Raw genomic sequence first — 17,546 nt, 5'->3', positions numbered from 1 at the left:
TATTTTGCTTTGGGCACAAGATTTTAAGGCGCTCTATATTTCCGATACCCACATCAGCAACGATTCCAGTAAGGTAAGGCGTCTTCGATGGCTGGTGGAAAAAATGAATTCGGAGGAGTGGCCGCAGGTGGAAGTTTTATTACATGGGGGGGATGTGGTGGCTTCTGTTTACGATGCACATCCCTACCAATTTCCACAAAAAGCCAGAGATCGCCTGGCAGTAGCTATGGCAATTTTTAACCGGCTTAAAATCACCTTTTACTTGGCCATGGGCAATCACGATTACAAAATCTGGCAGGATCGGGATTCGGATGCAGACTTTTCTCTGGAAGAAATTGAGCAGATGGAAACCATCTGGAAAGAACATACCGGATTGAGTCCATATTATGCCGCGCTTCATAAAGGATGGAATTTTATTGTTCTGAATAGCATGCGAGGACGCTATTTGCATCGGCATTTTGATGATGAGCAATTGCAATTTTTTGAAAAAGAATTGCAAAAAGGATGGCCCACCATTGTCATTTCTCATTTTCCGCTAAAAACGGATCATTTCCGGCTCTGGTGCTGGCCCAGGGATCTGATCGTACCGCAGAATGAGCCGCGTTTTTATCAGTTGCTTGAAGAGTTTAAGGCCCAAATTAAGGGGATATTTGTGGGGCATGGCCACATGTGGCGGCAGGATGTTGTGCTTGGAGAAATTCCCGTTTACGAGGTGGATGATTTTGCAGAAGCAGAGAATATTCCCGGTTATTTTATTGAATTTCACTCGGATCAGCAAACGATTCGCGTGATCCCTGAAAAAATAAAAATGGATGAAACATCAGGGGAGAGAGTGAGCCAATGAAAATACTTCGCATCCTGAGTTTTACATGTGCCATTTTAATAACTGCTTTAATGGAGCAATCGCTCAATACCAGGCTGGATGTGTCCAGGCAGCCCTTTAGCTATGTTGCAAATCAAACCAATTTTGGATTGGATTGTTTTCGCCTTATCCCGAGCGAAAAGGGAGCGGTATTTCAGTCGGAACTTCATTCTCATGAAACGACCACTTCTATCGTTATTCACATTCCCTTTTTCGTCACGCTGCAAACGGTGGTGATAGATGGAAAAACTTTTCGAATGGTGCCTTTCGATTCTACTGAAAATAGCGCTTTTCCGCATGTAACACCCCAGGAGGTGATTCTACCGGCTACCTCCCATCGGGTTCAACTAAACTGGCAATACAACTTCCGTCCCGATGAATTTTCATATCGTTTTTTTGTGCGTAAATTTTACTGGAATATAGCTGGAAATTTAACGAAGACTGTGAGAGTAGAGAATTGTTACATTAAAGATGCAGGGGAAGTGAAATGCGTAAAAACATGATTATTGTATTCTTTCTGTCATGTTTCGTTTTCTTTTCGGGGAAGTCGGAAAGGATAGAGAAGGGGAAGACCATAGCCCTCTGGTTATTTGATGAACCCCGCGGTATTTACCCCAGTTGCATTTTAAACGATCAGTCATCTAATGATTACGCCATGGTTCTTGGACTAGGCGGACAAATAGTAAATGGTAAATTTGGCAATGCCCTGGAGCCCCTAAAATATCCTGAACTCAACCAGTTGAAAATTCCGGAAGGGGAGGCACGTTTTGGATTGAAAGCATTGCCTCCCAGGCCGGGACGGCACCTTCCACCCCTTTCCTGGCACACGGCGTATTTTTGTGCCTGGATTCCCGGCAATGAAAATCATCTACGCAAAGAAGCGACCTATCCTCATCCCACTAAAACCCGGTTAAATTTAGGGAATTTTGATTGGACGGTGGAATTCTGGTTTAAACCAACCCGAAAGACCGGCAAGAAAGGCATTGTGTTTGAAATAGGCAGTGGCCCACGGGGAGAAAACGATCAAGTCACCTGGCTGGCATTAAATGGCGCCATGAACAGGTTTGAGTTCTACAATCAACCTTCGGAACAGAAAATTGAGATTCAAACCAGCGCCGCCGCTTTAAGTCCTCAGGAAGGGAAGTGGCATCACCTGGCGTTTGTTTACCAAGCCCGTACCGGAACCTTGCGCCATTTTTTGGATGGTCAATTGGTTGGTCAGAAATCCGGAGTACGCTTTGTTGCCCTTTCCCCGGGGAATGAGGATTATTTTAGCGTGGGGCGTGATGGGCGCTGGGAACATCCGCTCCCGGGTCGATTGGATGAATTGCGTTTCACGGCGGCAGTGGTGTACTGGCAACCGTTTAATCCTCCTGAAAGTTTTGCCCCCTCATACTTGAGCTACTGTTCTCATCCCTCTCTGAGAAAAGGACCGCCCTTGCTGTTTACTGGCAGGCTAAAAGGCCGGTTACCCATTCCCTTAGAAAGCCGAAAATATGTGTTTATTGACGATGCCATTGTGGAAAAAATGGAAAACATTTCCTTTGTTGTTAACCCGCCCCGCAAAGCCGAACGCGTCATTGACCATATCCAGGGTTCTTTTCGTAAACACCTGACGGTGGTGCAGGATGATTCCGGTTATATTCGAATTTACAATTCAGTAGATGATGATTATTTACAGGTGCTGATTTCCCGCGATGGAATCCATTTTAAAGCGCCAGACCTGGGAACGCATTACAAAGGACATTCCAATATTGTGATTTCCGCTCCTGTCGGCGGTTTAGGAACGCCTTTTATCGACCCCAATGGCCCGCCGGATGAGCGCTGGAAATATATTAGCGATTTTCATCGTCAGGGGATTTACCTGTTTGTCTCTCCCGACGGTTACCACTGGAAACGGTATAAACCTTACTTACTTCCTTTTCGGTCAGGTACCCAAAGCTGTGCATTTTACGACGACCAGCAGCAAAAATATCTGGCTTATCATCGTTCCGATGTCCTGCAATTCCCGGGAGGTGAAACACGAAGGGAAACAGCTTTTACAACAGTTGATAATATTTACCCACCATGGCCCTTTAACCCCCTCACGTTATCCCAAGCCAGGGATTTACAGAAAAAATACCCCATGCGAGAGCCACAGCCCTGGTTTCTGGATAATGGCCCGCTGGCTCCCCCTGGATTTTCGTTTGAATATCCCCACCTGTTTACCCCTGAGGATTCTCTGGATCCCACAGATACGGATATCTATGTTACTAAGGCAATCAAATATCCCTGGGCACCTGATGTTTACCTGGCGTTTCCTATCGTATATTTCCATTATGAAGTGAAAGAACCACTCACTCGCCGGGTATTAATGGATTCTGCTCGAGGCCTGGGTAGTGGGCCTATTGAAACTCAGTTAGCCGTGAGTCGGGATGGTTTTCACTGGAAACGCTATCCACGTCCCGCGTATGTGGGAATTGGCAAACACGCCGGTCGGGATGTGAAAACTGCCTATATTGCCCAGGGAATGGTACGAAGCGGAGATGAAATCTGGCAATACTATTTCGGCGAAACCCAGTACCACTCGGCCTGGAGGCAGGATCCGGCTGGCCGGGCGGTCTATCGTTTGGTACAACGGCTGGATGGATTTGTTTCTGCCGATGCGCCATATGATAAAGAGGGCATTATAATCACCAAACCGCTAATTTTTAAAGGCAATAGACTGGAGCTCAATATCGATACCGATGCGGCTGGTTATGCTAATGTAGGTTTTTTAGATAGCAATGGCAATCCCATCCCTGATTATTCTGTGGATGAATGTGTCTACATCAATGGTGATTTTATTCGTAAAAAGGTGGAGTGGTTGCATCGGGGAGTGGATATCTCGGAATTAAGTGGAAAACCTGTGAAGCTGGTTTTCCGCTTACGGGGAGCGAAGTTGTTTGCTTTTCAATTTATCACAGAAGAAGAGGAGTAATATGCGTCTGATAAAATATTTTGTTCTCTGGTTGGTTCTTTCAAGTGTAGCATTTGCTACCGGTCCCCAAACCCGAATTTTTAAGACAAAGGACTTTGACAGAGTGTTTTATGTTTGTGCCAGCATTGGGAATGATGAACCTTCTGGAGGCAGTTTGAAACACCCCTGGCAAACCCTAAAATTTGCCATTCAGTCCGTTTCGAAATTGAAATCCCAGGAAAGAGTGGCCATTTGGGTAGCCGGAGGAAGATATAGCGTTCAGAATTTGGTTCTACCATCTCACTTGACGTTGATGGGCGGGTTTTCCCCAGATTTTAAACAACGTGACATCGTCCGTTTTGCCACAATCCTGGATGGCGAAGGAAAGAACCGTATTTTTGTGGCAGGAAATCATACCCTGATTGATGGTTTTATTTTTCAAAATGGGCGGGTTCGCGAAAAAGGTGCTGCCATTTATTGTTTGGGTGTTACCACTTCCATTTCCAAAAACATATTTCGATCAAATCAAACTATGATGCCTCAACCCTGGAACCCCAAATATCGTCACGAAATTGCCCATGATGGCGGGGCTATTTACTGTGAAAAAACAAACCTAATCATAGAAGACAATATTTTTATTGGTAATAAGACAGAAATAGGACGGGGAGGCGCAGTTGCGTTACATGACCATTGTAGTGGAATCATTCGAAATAACGTTTTAATCCAAAATATCACAGGAATAGTTGACCATAAACGCAGTAGCGATGGAGGTGCAATTTCTATTTTTAAATGGAGCCGGCCTGTTGTAGAACAGAATATTTTTCTCAACAATCAAGCTTTAAACTGCAATGATGGCGGAGGATTATTTGCGGCTTTATGGTCTGGTGTAAAAATTTGTAACAACATCTTTGTTGGAAATTACAGTGATGATGACGGAGGCGCTTTATTTGTCGGTGGCCAGGAGCATCGATACAATCGCCCGTTTGATAAAATGCCACCGGTTGATTCTTTTTACGTTACCATACTTTCGAATACATTTATCGGGAACAGGAATGCTTCTTTAAATTCTGGTGCCATGCGCCTGACCATGGAAACGCGTGGATTATTTGAAAAGAACGTGTGCGTTTATAACACTGGTATCTACTTTCAACGTAGTGAAATTCGAATTGCTCATAATCTGATTATGGATGATTTTTTATGTAAGGAAACGCGCGATTGGTTGAAACCATATGAAATTGAACATAACATCTTTGGGGGAAAATTTATTTTAAAAGCTCCGGCTAAAGTTGTAAATAACTATAACCTTAAGATGAGACAAAATAAATCGTCTGTTTTTTTTCAGGATTCGCTTTTGATGAGCAAAATACAAAAACTGAAAGTTATAAACGCCAATTATAATTTAACCACTTATCAAACTACTCTGGAATTAAAGAATCCCATAACCGAAAAAATGAAAAACAGAATAATCCGAGCAGGGCAAAAGTGGGGAATCATTAACGCTGTTCGAGGTCCATGCTTGATTGTGTGGGGCGATTTCCGAGACGCAGACGAAATATCCATTTTGCCTGATTATCAATCATTTATTCAAAAATAAAAAGGGGAGAATCCAATTATGAAAAGACGACAAAAATTCTGGTATTTTTTGCTTATTATTGGAATGATAAATTTGAGTTCGCTTTTTGCGCAGGAAAATAAAATAACCTATCATCCAAAGCGCATAAATAAATGCATTGAATTATTGAATGAAAAACAGCCTATTTATTATGCTGCCGCCTACGGAGGATATGAAAAAGGCAAAGAAATGGCCAGGACGTGGGCAGACTATATCGTTTTTAATATGGAACATAATCCTCTTGATTTTGCATTACTTCGTGAATTTATGCGCGGATTAGTTGATGGCGGCCCAACCAAAAGTGGGCATCGTACTCCTACGGTGATTGTAGTTTTACCAGTCACCGGGGTTGATTTTGAAGCTTTTAAAGGCAGTGAATGGATGGTGCAACAGGCTCTGGCGCAAGGTGTACATGGCGTTGAATTAGTTCATGCACGTGATCCACACGCTGTGAAGGAATTTGTGCGTATTTGTCGGTATCCGTTTCAGAAAAAAGCGATCGATATTATCGGAGAAGGTTTACGTGGATGGGGGAGCCAAAAATTTGCTGCCTGGGTATGGGGCATAAGTGAAGAGGAATATTTGAAAAAGGCTGATGTCTGGCCGTTGAATCCGGATGGCGAACTTATGCTGGGCGTAAAAATTGAAGATCGTTTTGCATTGGCTAATGCTGAAAAAACATTAGCTATTCCAGGTCTGTGTTTTGCTGAACATGGTCCTCGGGATATGGGGCTTTCTTACGGCTATTTAGCTGGAAAGGCCGATAAGGAGGTTCCACAAGAAGTTGTAGCTGCCGGGGATAGAGTCCTTTCACTTTGTAAAGCTTTTGGGCTATTTTTTTTGGATAATGTGTTGCCTGAAAATGTAATTCAGCAATTAAAAAGAGGAGTAATGATTGGCGCGGGGAAACGACAGGATGCTGCGGAAGTAGGGCGAGAGTTTACCAAACGTAAAATGCCCTGGTAATACTTAATAATTTGCTTGAGGTGAAGCATGATAAAAAAAAGAATACTTTTTGTAGAATTATTCTTAATTTGCTTATCATATCCTATTAATGCTCAGCAGGCAAAAATTTATTGCCGTTTTCGTTATCAAAATAGAGATTTTTATGGTCAGGTAAAGGATACCATTATTTTTCCTCTGGATCAAGCGCCATGGTATGGGGGACGTAAAACACATCAAAGTTTTCCAATTTCAAAAGTGAGATTGTTATATCCTTCAAAGCCACATGTGATCATCGGGCTGGCGAAATCCTATCAAGAATCGTGGATTAATCTTCTGGCCCCAAAATTCGTTCGTTGGTTCATTAAACCGCCTTCTTCTGCTGCAGCTACTAATGAAAATATTATTTTACCTCCTATTTTGGATGAAGTTAAAGTTGAGGGGGAAATGGTGATCGTGATCGGGAAAAGATTAAAAAACGCAACCGAGAAAGAAGCAGAGAGCGGTATTTTTGGTTTTACAACAGGTATTGATGTTGTCGGCACTGTAACTTCCTTCCATAAATTCACCGGCGAACCGGTGAATTTTCCAGAAAAAGTTTTGGCCACAGGTTTGAAAATATGCGATCGTTTTGCTCCCTATGGTCCCTTTTTGGTGAGTACAAAAAATTGGAAAAATCATTTATGCACTTTATCCATAATATATTTGAATAATAACAAAAAGACAATCTTCAAATTCAACACCAACTCATTAATCTACTCCCCAGCAAAAATTGTAAGTGATCTTTCCCGTGTTCTTACATTATCTCCAGGCGATGTTATATTTACGGGCACGCCTAAAGCGTTTTTAGCGCATAATGGCGATTTGGTGCAATTCAAAATAGATGGATTAGGCCAAATAAAAAATCAAATTGTACTTTTTAAAGATTCGAAAATTAAAAGGAAAGATTAATTGTAAAGCTGCCTTTTTATTAAAATATCTTTAATTTACCTCAAATTTAAAAAGAGGTTTAGCATGAACTGGGAATGTCTCCATCTTCACTGGTTACTGGTTCGAAAAAGACGGACAGACAAAAAATATTTGTAAAATAAACAGAAAAGAATGTACCCCGGCCCGGGACGATGTTGTATTAAAAAATCGTTTTGCAACGGCCGACGATTTAGCCAGATCATCCAATAAAAAATTTTCTCAATAGGTGGGAGGTGTAATCACCCATAGCACTTTGACATCTTTGTCGCTATTATTGCGGAAACCATGCGGCCTGGTGGAACGGTACCAGAAGCTGTCGCCTTCGCGAATGGTGTAAGTTTGGTCATCAACCGTGATTTCCAGCTCGCCCTCAAGCACAATTCCAAATTCCTCGCCCTGATGCGTGTACACCCCTCCGGAGCCACCGCCGGGTTTGATTATTTCGTAAAGCGGTTGAAGCTTTTTGTTTTTTAAATTACGAACCAGTTGATGCGAAACTATTTTTTCATCATGAAAATCGATGCGCACGCGCTCTTCCTTACGGATGACTATGCTATCTTCTTCATGAGCATCATTCGACAAAAACTCAGAAAGGGTTACGCCTAACACATTTACCGCTTTTTTTAACAAAGAGATGGTTGGAGTAACTTCGCCCCGTTCAATTTTGGAAAGTGCGGCGTCCGTACAACCTGCCAACGAAGCCAATTGTTTTAAGGTTAATTTTTTTTCGCGACGTAGCTTTTTTAATTTTTCGCCAATCTCTTTTTCTGATAATTCTCTTATTCCAGCCGAACTCTTCATTTTTTCACCTTTACATTTTCCCATGCGTTATGTTCAACTTGATCTTTTGTTTTATTACAAAACCATTTTGTCCAAATATCCAAAAACCAGGGGCAAGTTAGGCAATCCATCAAAACGGATCAAGCTTTTGCCTGCAGCAGTTTAACTATTTATTTAGAATACTTTTATAGTAAAATCTATCCCGCCATGGCGGGATTTAAAATTTTTGTGTTGTTTAAAACATCCCTTCCCGTTTTGAAAAAGGGAAGGGGTGTAAATTGTGTTGCTTTGCTTAGCTTTCGTCTTACACGTTGAATAAATTTATTTAATTTTTTCTTTGCAATCTTTGCCCCTTTTGTGCCCTTGGCGGTTGCTCCCAACAACCGTTTATTTGGTTGCAGTTATGCTGTCTTGAAAAATCTCTCGGTAATTTAGAACCGTCCTTATTTTAACATGACCATTTTAATATTGGTCATTTCTTCCACTGCAAAACGGGCGCCTTCTCGACCAATACCGCTCTCTTTAACTCCGCCATAAGGCATTTGATCCACCCGATAGGTTGGCACATCATTTACCATGACCCCGCCCACGTCTAATTTTTTAATCGCGTACATAATGTTTTGAAAATTTCCGGAAAACACTCCGGCCTGCAACCCAAAACGCGAATCGTTTATCAGACGTACCGCATCTTTAAAATCTTCGAAGGGCACAATGGAAACAACGGGTCCAAACACTTCCTGATTCATCACGCGCATGTCGTTTTTAACGTTGGTTAAAACCGTGGGTCCAACCATGGTTCCTTTTCTTTGACCACCGGTTAAAAGTTCTGCGCCATTTCCAACTGCTTCTTTAATCCATTCTTCCACCCGCTTTGCTTCCTGTTCCGAAATCATCGGTCCCACATCGGTATTGGGGTCCATGGGATCGCCAAGTTTTTGTTTTTTCGTTTCACCAACAAAGCGATCAATAAAAACGCTGGCGATTTTCTGATGAACGTAAATGCGCTGCACAGAAATACACACCTGCCCGGAAAAAGCAAAGCCGCCCATCACCGTTCTGGACACCGCCCAATCCAGATCGGCTGTCTCATCAATAATGACTCCTGAATTCGATCCCAGCTCCAACGTCAATTTTTTTAATCCACAAATATTCGAAAGGTGTTTCCCAACCATTGGACTTCCGGTAAAAGTGATTTTGGCAATCCGTTCATCGCGGGCCATCGCCTCGCCAACCACCGAGCCTTTACCGCATAAAAATTGGATGGCTTTTGGAGGTAAGCCGGCTTTGAGTAGCAACTCAACCAACAATTGTGCAGGCCCCGGCGTATTGGTTGCCGGTTTTAAAACGACCGTGTTGCCAGCGGCAATGGCCGGCGCCACCTTATGAATCACCAAATTCAAAGGAAAGTTAAACGGCGCAATGGCGCCTACAACTCCAACCGGCACACGAAACCAGAATCCCAACCGGCCTTCGGAACCTCTGGAAGCGTCTAATGGCACGGTTTCGCCGTGCAAATTTTTACTGGCTTCTGCGGCAAACTTTAAATTTTCAATACCGCGTACCACTTCTACCTCGGCCCATTTCCAGGTCTTCCCGCTTTCCAGCACAATACGTTTAATCATCTTTTCTTTATTTTCGTTTAACAATCGGGCCGTTCCTTCTAAAATTTCGGCGCGGCGATGAATGGGCATCTCTTCCATTATTACACGGTTCTCAAAAGCGCTACCAATGGCCACCTTTACCTGTTCCAGCGAAGCTTCTGGTACAACGCCAATTTGTTCATTGGAAAAAGGATTGTAGAGTGGCGCCTGGCCCTCTCCGTTTTGCCATTTCCCATCAATCAATAGTTTGTAATCAAATTGCATTTTAAGCCCTTTCTTTGCTGTAAACTTCTTACTTCATTAAAATAATTTTACCTGCTTTTTGCTCAATACCGGAACGAACCGTAAAAAAATAAATGCCCGGAGACAAACTTCGCCCCCATTGGTCTTTTCCATCCCATAAAATTTCATTAATTTTTCGTGCCATACCATTTAATGATATTGTCTTAACAAGTCGTCCCTCTACGGTCACAATTTGTATGGTCACTTTAGACGCTTTATTTAACCGAAAGCGAAAAAAGGTACCTGAGCTTCCATGACTCGTTTTTAGCGGATTAGGGCGGCTGGGTAATAATTGAATGGTAGAATTTTCCGGAATCATGGGCTGTTTGCCCTGTTCAATATCTGTTGCTAAGGCTTCAAACCGGATGGCGTCAAACACAACGCGCGTTCCCGTGGCGTTTGCCGGCACAACATCCCGTAAAGCCACCATACAATTGGCGCCCTGAGGTAAATCCAGGGTAGCAATAGTAAAAAATCGATCAAAAATGGAATCCTGATTGACAATCACCCATTGTTTTTTTGCCGTACCGCCCGGTTGTTTTACAAAAATTTCATATTTTGCAGCCGATACTCCATGAACTCCGGAAGGAATAAAAACCTGGACCTGGTACCGGCCTGGTTTTGGCAGTTCCGCCCCCCACAATGCCATGTGTCGGCTTTGTGAAGAATCTTTAACGGCCGGGGCAGTCAAAGCATCACCCTGATAGCCCATAGCCACACGTTTCCAATCCGGGCCATAAAACCACATGAATCCAACGTCTCCATTGTCAATAAGGGTACCGGATTTCCATAACCATACACTGGCCGCATTGCGCATTTCTTTAATGGGATCCGGGGTTGCGCCCCACCAGCCCAAAGGATCGACCACCCAGCTTTTATTCTGGTCAAAATAATAAGCCCCCTTGCGTATTTCAAAATGCAAATGGGGAACGGTGGCGCATCCCGTGTCGCCGCAATAGCCCACTGTGTCGCCCACACTCACCACATCGCCCACCTTTACGGGAATGGGCGGATCAAGATGCAAATAGGTAGAATAATATCCGTTATGATGATCAATAATCACTACCCCAAGATCGCCATTGGGCGGTCTGCCGTTGGGACAGGGATTAACGCCCTGCCCGAATGACGCCCACACAATGGTACCCGGTGCAGCGGCAAGCAACGGCGTTCCTCGTGGCATCCAGATGTCAATGCCGCTATGCCCATCGTAACAGGTTTGGCCATCCACACAGGTTGAAGCCGGCGGATCCACCGATTTTACTGTCAGCCCATCCAGCCGTTTAAACGTACCATTGGAGGTTTGCGTGGGATAAAAATGATCCACAGAAGCGTGGATGGGGTACTGCTCATTTTCGGGCGGCGCATAGGGCAAAATTTCCAGAAAGGGCGCCATGGTACCCTGGCCCAGCAGATGCGCAACAATAAACAAAAGGCTTATTAAAATTCTCATTGCAAGTCTCTCGCTATTTCAAAAACAACTTCTTCCAGAATGGTCATGGCGCGCGTCATCTGTTCATCCGTAATGACCAGCGGCATTAAAGCTCGCAGAACATTTCCGTACGTTCCAGCCGACATGATAATAAGACCTTTCTGGTAGCTTTTTTCTATGATTTTCTTTACCAGTTCGGAAAACGGTTGCCGGGTTTTTGTATTTTTAACAAATTCAACGCCAACCATGGCGCCAAGAGCGCGCACATCGCCAATAAATGAATGGCGTTTCTGCAGTTCCTTCCAGAACTCTGTTAACCGGGCGCCAATTTCCATGGCCCGCGTGCACAATTTTTGATTCTGGTAAATGTCCAGCGTGGCCAGTGCAGCGCTGCAGGCAATGGGATTTCCGGAATAGGTACCGCCAAGCCCTCCTACTTGCGGTTGATCCATGAGTTCTTGCCGGCCGCTTACCGCGCTCAAGGGCATCCCCGAAGCAATGGATTTCCCCATGGTCATTAAATCGGGTTCCACTCCGTAGTGTTCTACTGCAAACATTTTTCCGGTTCGACAGAAACCGGTTTGAATTTCATCGGCAATGAACACAATGCCATGAGCCCGGGCAATCTCTTTTAAAGCGGGTAGAAACGCTTTTGGAGGAACAATAAAGCCGCCTTCGCCCAGAACCGGTTCTACAATAATGGCCGCAACCTTATCGGCTGGCACCTTTTCCTTAAAAAAACGCTCAAAATAATCGTAATACGTGTCGGTATTTTCCGGATCGGTAAACACCTCGGGCAGTCGGTAAAGGTAAGGGTATTCCGCCCGATAAATTTCGGGTGCAAAAGGCCCAAACCCTTGTTTATACGGTTTTTCTTTGGCCGTAAGCGTCATTGTTAAAAGAGTTCGCCCATGGAATGCGTGTTCAAAACAAATGACAGCCGGCCGGCCGGTTGCGGCCCGCGCAATTTTTATGGCGTTTTCCACCGCCTCGGCACCGCTATTAAAAAACATGGTCTTTTTGGGAAATTTACCCGGCGTAAGCTGGTTTATTCGCTCGGCCAGGCGAATGTAAGGTTCGTACATTAATACATTAAAACAGGTATGTAAATATTTTTGACTTTGCGCATTAATGGCTTCTATCACCGCATCCGGACAATGTCCGGCATTAAGCGTACCAATTCCACCGGCAAAATCGATGTATTCGTTGCCATCCACATCCCAGATTAAGGCCCCTTTAGCGCGATTTACCGCAAGCGGGGTAACATGAAAAGGCGCACGGGGAACGGCTTCTTCTCTACGTAATTTTAGCTCTTTCGATCGCGTAAAACGTTCCATATTATTTCCTCTGATTTTTCCTTTAATCCTGAACCTTTTTCTTTTGAATACTCACTTTACCAAAATTTTTAAAACCTTCGCCTTTCTTTATTCCCTGATCGTAAACAGGAAACGTTGGCTCAAACTGGACCAATTGTTTTAAGACCTGCGACACATTGGCAACGCCATATTGTCGGGCGCTTTGTACTGCCTCCAGATCGAGAATTTCTATCATAACTGCGGCTTCGCTGCCAACTTTTTGCAAAACTCGCCCGTGCGGATCGACGATCAAAGAGCGGCCGTTCCCCCCAAATCCCGTACCATTGACATCCACAAAATAGAATTGATTAAAAATAGCGTTTGCCCGGGTAATGATTAACTCCTGCTCCCGGTCGTTGCTGCTGGTCATGGTCGGGTGCAAAATCACCTCGGCCCCCATCCAGGCCAGGGTACGACAGACCTCCGGAAACCACATATCGTAACAAATACACAAGCCAAAACGCCCTACTCCGGAAATGTCGAACACGCAAAAAGCATCCCCTGGCGCGGTTCTTTCTAAAGGTTGCCATGGAAACATTTTCCGATAACGTGCTTCAATTTTTCCCTCAGGCGAGATGACGACCGCGGTATTGTAAATCTTAGTTCCCTCTTTTTCGTAAAACGAGCCCGGAACCAACCATTTTTTGTGTTTCACAGCCAGATTGCACAGGCGGTCAATCCATTGTCCGGGAATGGTAATGGCGTCTTTACGCCAGTGAGGATAGGGAGCGCCGTAAAGTGCAAGTTCGCTGAATAAAACCAGATCCACAAACGGGTAACTTTGGGCAATAAACGTTAAGGTGTTTTCCATGTTCTTAAAATTTAAATCCATATCCTGCGGGTGGACATACATTTGCACACCGGCAATGGCAATTTTTCTGGACATAAGTTTTTTACCTCCCATTTACTGTAAAATAGACGCTATTAAAAGTTTGGTGTAAGGTTCCTCAGGTTCCGTTAAAATTTTTTCTGCCGGACCATATTCTACCACGGCGCCGTTTTTTAATACCAGCAAATAATCGGCCACGTAAGCCAGCGCGGCAATATCGTGCGAAACAAATACATATGTTAACTGCGCCGTGTGTTGCAGCTCTTTGAGCAGGTTTAAAATTTGCGCCTGTACCGAAACGTCCAGCGCCGCAGTCGGTTCATCCAGAAGCAATAGTTCGGGCTTTAAAATGATGGCACGCGCAATGGCTGCCCGTTGCAGTTGCCCGCCGCTAAGCCGGCTCGGCAATCGATTAACTTCTTCAATATTTAATCCAACCCTTTGGATAATTTCTTTTACACGATGCTCCCGCTCTTCTTTAAGGCCAACACCATGGATGACTAACGGTTCTTCAATGGATTTTGCCACGGACCAGCGTGGATCGAAAGAGAGCTGCGGTTGCTGAAGAACGAGCCCGACGGTCTGGTAAAATTTCCGTTTTTGTTTTTTGAACAAGCGGGCAAATGTTTCACCTTTAAATACAATTTCACCCTGTTGCATTTTTTCCAGGCCGGTCAGAATACGCAACATGGTTGACTTACCGGAACCCGATTCGCCCACCACGCCCAGCACTTTATTTCTTTCAAGCGTAAAAGAAACCGCTTTTAGAGCCTGGATCTGTCGCTTCTTGAATCGATAAAAATGGGACAGTTCCCGTACTTTTAAAAATGGTTTCGAGCTATTGTTCATCCTTGCTTTCTCCGTACAAAAAACAGGCTACTTTGCGCCCTTCTACCAAAACCGGCAGTGGTACCTTTAGGCTGCACATCGCTATTTTTTCTGGACATCTCGGCAAAAATTTGCAGTACTCTTGCAGTTCGCCGACCGATGGAGGATTGCCCTGGATTGTGGCAAGCTTCTTTTTTTGATTTAGGGTAGGACGACTGTTCAATAGCGCTTTGGTGTAAGGATGTAGCGGTTGATTCAAGATTTTAGTTGCTGGCGCGTATTCTGCTACCCGTCCGCCGTACATCACCAGAACCTTTTGCGCAAGTCTGGCCACAACCCCAAAATTGTGTGAAATAATCAACATTGCCATGCCCGTTTGCTCTTGAATTTTTTTGAGCAATTCAATGATTTGCATTTGAATCACGGCATCGATGGCCGTGGTTGGTTCATCGGCTATTAAAATTTCGGGCTCCAGACATAGCGCCATGGCTATTAATACGCGTTGCAACATTCCTCCGCTTAATTGAAAGGGATAACTGGCGACCAATCTTTCCGGTTCTGGCAATTCCACCTGTTCCAAAAAATGTAGCATGCGCTTCTTACGTTGCGCTCTATTTTCCTGAAAATGGGCGCGAATCACATCGTCCATTTGCTCCTGAATGGTGCGTATGGGATTTAACGCGGCCTGCGGATTCTGAAAAATCAACGCAATTTTACGACCGCGAATCTTCTGCAACTCGCTGTTTTTTAAGGATAGTAAATCCTGTTCCTTAAAATAAATGGCTCCGCTGGCCACCTTCAATCCTTCTGGCAATAGCCCCATAATAGTCAATGCGGTCATCGATTTACCACAGCCGCTTTCGCCAACAATGCCTAAAGTTTCGCCTTTATTAATTTCAAAAGAAATTCCATCCAGCAAAACCAGGTCGTCGTTTTTTACCACTAGCTTTTTTACCGAAAGGATGGGAGCGCTCATGCTTTGCCCCCATCCGATAGAAATTTTCGCAATCCTTCGCCGCCAAGATTAAAGGCAAATACCGTTGTAAATAACGCCAATCCAGGAAAGAACGCCGTCCACCAATAATCCAGAAATGTTGATCGGGATAAGGTAATGAGTAATCCCCATTCAATGGCCGGTGGTCTGGCTCCAAAACCGATAAAGCTCAAACCTGCCACCGCCAGAATCGCATAGCCCATATCAAGCGTTGCCTGCACCAATACGGCCCCAAAACTATTTGGTAAAATGTGCTTTAGCATCAGGTACAGGGAAGAAGCGCCCGATGCCCGGGCAGCCATCACAAACGGCATTTTTTTAACGGTAAGTACCTGAGCCCGCAGAATGCGCGTGTACCATGGAAACCAGGAAATGGCCACGGCAATGACCGCATTTTTAAGACTTGGCCCCAGGGCAGCCGCCAGAATAACCGGCAGTAATAAAGGCGGAAAGGCAAGGAATACATCGCAAATACGCATCACAAGATCGTCCACCCAACGGCCTTTAAAACCGGCAAGCAAGCCCAGAGGCACGCCGATCAAAAGTGCAATACCAACAACACCAAGCGCGGCAAGTAATGAAAGACGGGCGCCAAAAACAATCAAAGTAAACAGGTCCCGGCCAAGCGAATCGGTGCCAAATGGATGAACCATGGATGGCGCCTGCAATTTTTCAGCAAAATGCATGGCGCTGCCGGCATCCTCAGGAAACGGAGTAATCCACTTTGCCGTTAACGCCGCAATGATCAAAAACAGTAAAAACAGGGTGCTCAAGTAAAAGGTTTTTGATGCGCTCGGTTTTGCCAATGCCTTCTCCCTGGTTAATCTCTGGAAATTCGCGGATCAATCCACATGTAGATAAGATCCAGAAGCAAATTAATACCTGTGTAAACCAGTGCGTACAGTAAAGCAACACCGGTTACCATGGGCATATCGTTGGTTAAAATCGACAGCACGGCTGCCTGCCCCAGACCAGGCCAGTCAAAAACCCGTTCCACCAAAAAAGTACCGCCCAGCAAATAACCGTAAACCAGTGCGCTAACCGTAACCACAGGAATTAAAGCGTTTTTTAGAGCGTGTCGGAATAAAATGCGTTTTTCGGGTACTCCAAACGCCCGTGCCACACGGATGTAATCTTTTGCCAGCACTTCAGACATGGCATTGCGCACGTTTCGCGTAATAATTCCAAAGCTGGCCATCGATAGTGTAATGGCTGGCAATACGATGTGTTGCCAGGCATCGTAAAATTTGTCCATTTCAAAATTCAACAAAGCGTCTAACAGCAACAACCCTGTAAATCGATGGGTGGGCGGCGGCAAAACGCTTTGCCCCTGCAAAGGCAACCATTGCAGCCACCCCGCCAGAACAATCTGGAGCAGCATTCCCAGCCAAAAAATCGGAATAGCCACACCGGAAAGCGAGAAAAACTTTTCCACCTTCGACAGCCAGTGGTCCGGATAGCGGGCAGCTCCAATGCCAATGGGAATACCAAATAACAGACAAAAAAGCATGGCCAGGGTCGTTAATTCGAACGTGGCGCCAAATTTACTTTTCAACTCTTCCAGTACTGGACGTCGCGTGCGTAATGAAATTCCCAGATCGCCTTTTACAATGTGCACTAAATATTTCCAGGCCTGTTTGTAAACCGGCTCATTGAGTCCCAGTTCGATTCGCGCTTTTTCAATTTGCTTTTGCGTTGGATGTTCGCCCAGCCAAACGCTTAACGGATCGGCAGGCAACAGTCTAACCACCACAAAAGTGATTAAAGTAACCGTCACAATCACAAAAATGGAAAAAATGAATCGCCTAAACAAATAAGCCATTTGACCTTTACCGCCTGTACAAATTGTAAAAATAGATCATTTCGTAAGCCGGATTTGCCGTTAATGGGCTCACTGATTTACGTTTTACGAACCGCACATTTAAATCGGCAAAAAAAATCGCCACTGCGTCTTGATACAAAATTTTCTGGGCCTGCCGATACAACTCAATGGCCCGGGTTCTGTCAATCGCTTCCAATTGGAAGGCTTGATCCACCAGCCGATCAAACAAAGGATTGCGGTAATAACTCAGGTTGAACAGATTTGGTTTTTGCGTGTGGAACAGGCCCTTTAGCCAGTCGCCGG

Annotated in this window: 15 protein-coding genes and 1 pseudogene; 6 read left to right on the top strand and 10 right to left on the bottom strand. The window is 44.6% G+C overall.

The window, feature by feature from the left end:
• From ACWB0I_RS10110 to ACWB0I_RS10085, 6 genes are all read left to right on the top strand, one after another.
• Positions 1-844: metallophosphoesterase family protein (locus ACWB0I_RS10110; RefSeq protein ID WP_479387941.1), on the top strand; the 844-nt coding region annotated here is incomplete at its 5' end.
• Positions 841-1,365, top strand: coding sequence for a hypothetical protein (locus tag ACWB0I_RS10105; protein WP_479387940.1), 525 nt, complete (start codon positions 841-843; stop codon positions 1,363-1,365). The genes ACWB0I_RS10110 and ACWB0I_RS10105, both read left to right, overlap by 4 nt.
• Positions 1,350-3,821 (top strand): LamG domain-containing protein, encoded by a 2,472-nt coding sequence (locus ACWB0I_RS10100; RefSeq protein WP_479387939.1) that lies wholly within the window; start codon positions 1,350-1,352, stop codon positions 3,819-3,821. The genes ACWB0I_RS10105 and ACWB0I_RS10100 overlap by 16 nt, the downstream gene beginning before the upstream one ends.
• A gap of 1 nt (position 3,822) precedes the next feature.
• The gene (locus tag ACWB0I_RS10095) at positions 3,823-5,394 is read left to right on the top strand and encodes a right-handed parallel beta-helix repeat-containing protein (protein ID WP_479387938.1); all 1,572 of its coding nucleotides are present in this window, start codon (positions 3,823-3,825) and stop codon (positions 5,392-5,394) included.
• An 18-nt stretch (positions 5,395-5,412) separates the two neighbouring features.
• Positions 5,413-6,378, top strand: a complete 966-nt coding sequence (locus ACWB0I_RS10090; RefSeq protein WP_479387937.1) for an aldolase/citrate lyase family protein — start codon at positions 5,413-5,415, stop codon at positions 6,376-6,378.
• Between the two features lie 27 nt (positions 6,379-6,405).
• A complete protein-coding gene (locus tag ACWB0I_RS10085) occupies positions 6,406-7,305 on the top strand; it encodes a fumarylacetoacetate hydrolase family protein (RefSeq protein WP_479387936.1) in 900 nt (299 codons plus the stop codon).
• Between the two features lie 237 nt (positions 7,306-7,542).
• Here ACWB0I_RS10085 and ACWB0I_RS10080 read toward each other — a convergent pair whose 3' ends face one another.
• From ACWB0I_RS10080 to ACWB0I_RS10035, 10 genes and pseudogenes are all read right to left on the bottom strand, one after another.
• Positions 7,543-8,124, bottom strand: a complete 582-nt coding sequence (locus ACWB0I_RS10080) for a helix-turn-helix domain-containing protein (protein ID WP_479387935.1) — start codon at positions 8,122-8,124, stop codon at positions 7,543-7,545.
• Positions 8,125-8,546: 422 nt separating this feature from the next.
• Positions 8,547-9,968 carry an aldehyde dehydrogenase family protein gene (locus tag ACWB0I_RS10075; protein WP_479387934.1) on the bottom strand — a complete coding sequence of 474 codons (1,422 nt, stop codon included), beginning with the start codon at positions 9,966-9,968 and terminating at the stop codon, positions 8,547-8,549.
• A gap of 28 nt (positions 9,969-9,996) precedes the next feature.
• Entirely contained in the window at positions 9,997-11,436 is a 1,440-nt protein-coding gene (locus ACWB0I_RS10070; RefSeq protein WP_479387933.1) for a peptidoglycan DD-metalloendopeptidase family protein, read from the bottom strand.
• Positions 11,433-12,752 (bottom strand): 4-aminobutyrate--2-oxoglutarate transaminase, encoded by a 1,320-nt coding sequence (gabT, locus tag ACWB0I_RS10065; RefSeq protein WP_479387932.1) that lies wholly within the window; start codon positions 12,750-12,752, stop codon positions 11,433-11,435. Before gabT ends, ACWB0I_RS10070 begins: the two co-directional genes overlap by 4 nt.
• Before the next feature lie 22 nt (positions 12,753-12,774).
• On the bottom strand, positions 12,775-13,656 hold the full coding sequence (locus tag ACWB0I_RS10060) for a carbon-nitrogen hydrolase family protein (RefSeq protein WP_479387931.1): 882 nt from the start codon (positions 13,654-13,656) through the stop codon (positions 12,775-12,777).
• 18 nt (positions 13,657-13,674) lie between these two features.
• Entirely contained in the window at positions 13,675-14,448 is a 774-nt protein-coding gene (locus tag ACWB0I_RS10055; protein ID WP_479387930.1) for an ABC transporter ATP-binding protein, read from the bottom strand.
• The gene (locus tag ACWB0I_RS10050) at positions 14,438-15,403 is read right to left on the bottom strand and encodes an ABC transporter ATP-binding protein (RefSeq protein ID WP_479387929.1); all 966 of its coding nucleotides are present in this window, start codon (positions 15,401-15,403) and stop codon (positions 14,438-14,440) included. Before ACWB0I_RS10050 ends, ACWB0I_RS10055 begins: the two co-directional genes overlap by 11 nt.
• The gene (locus ACWB0I_RS10045) at positions 15,400-16,227 is read right to left on the bottom strand and encodes an ABC transporter permease (protein ID WP_479387928.1); all 828 of its coding nucleotides are present in this window, start codon (positions 16,225-16,227) and stop codon (positions 15,400-15,402) included. The genes ACWB0I_RS10050 and ACWB0I_RS10045 overlap by 4 nt, the downstream gene beginning before the upstream one ends.
• Positions 16,228-16,241: 14 nt before the next feature.
• Positions 16,242-17,243, bottom strand: coding sequence for an ABC transporter permease (locus ACWB0I_RS10040; RefSeq protein WP_479387927.1), 1,002 nt, complete (start codon positions 17,241-17,243; stop codon positions 16,242-16,244).
• Positions 17,244-17,250: 7 nt separating this feature from the next.
• A pseudogene (locus tag ACWB0I_RS10035) lies at positions 17,251-17,546 on the bottom strand (ABC transporter substrate-binding protein); the annotation flags it as partial.

This window comes from Caldithrix sp. (genome assembly GCF_056497305.1).
This window is presented reverse-complemented; position numbering and strand designations above follow the sequence as displayed.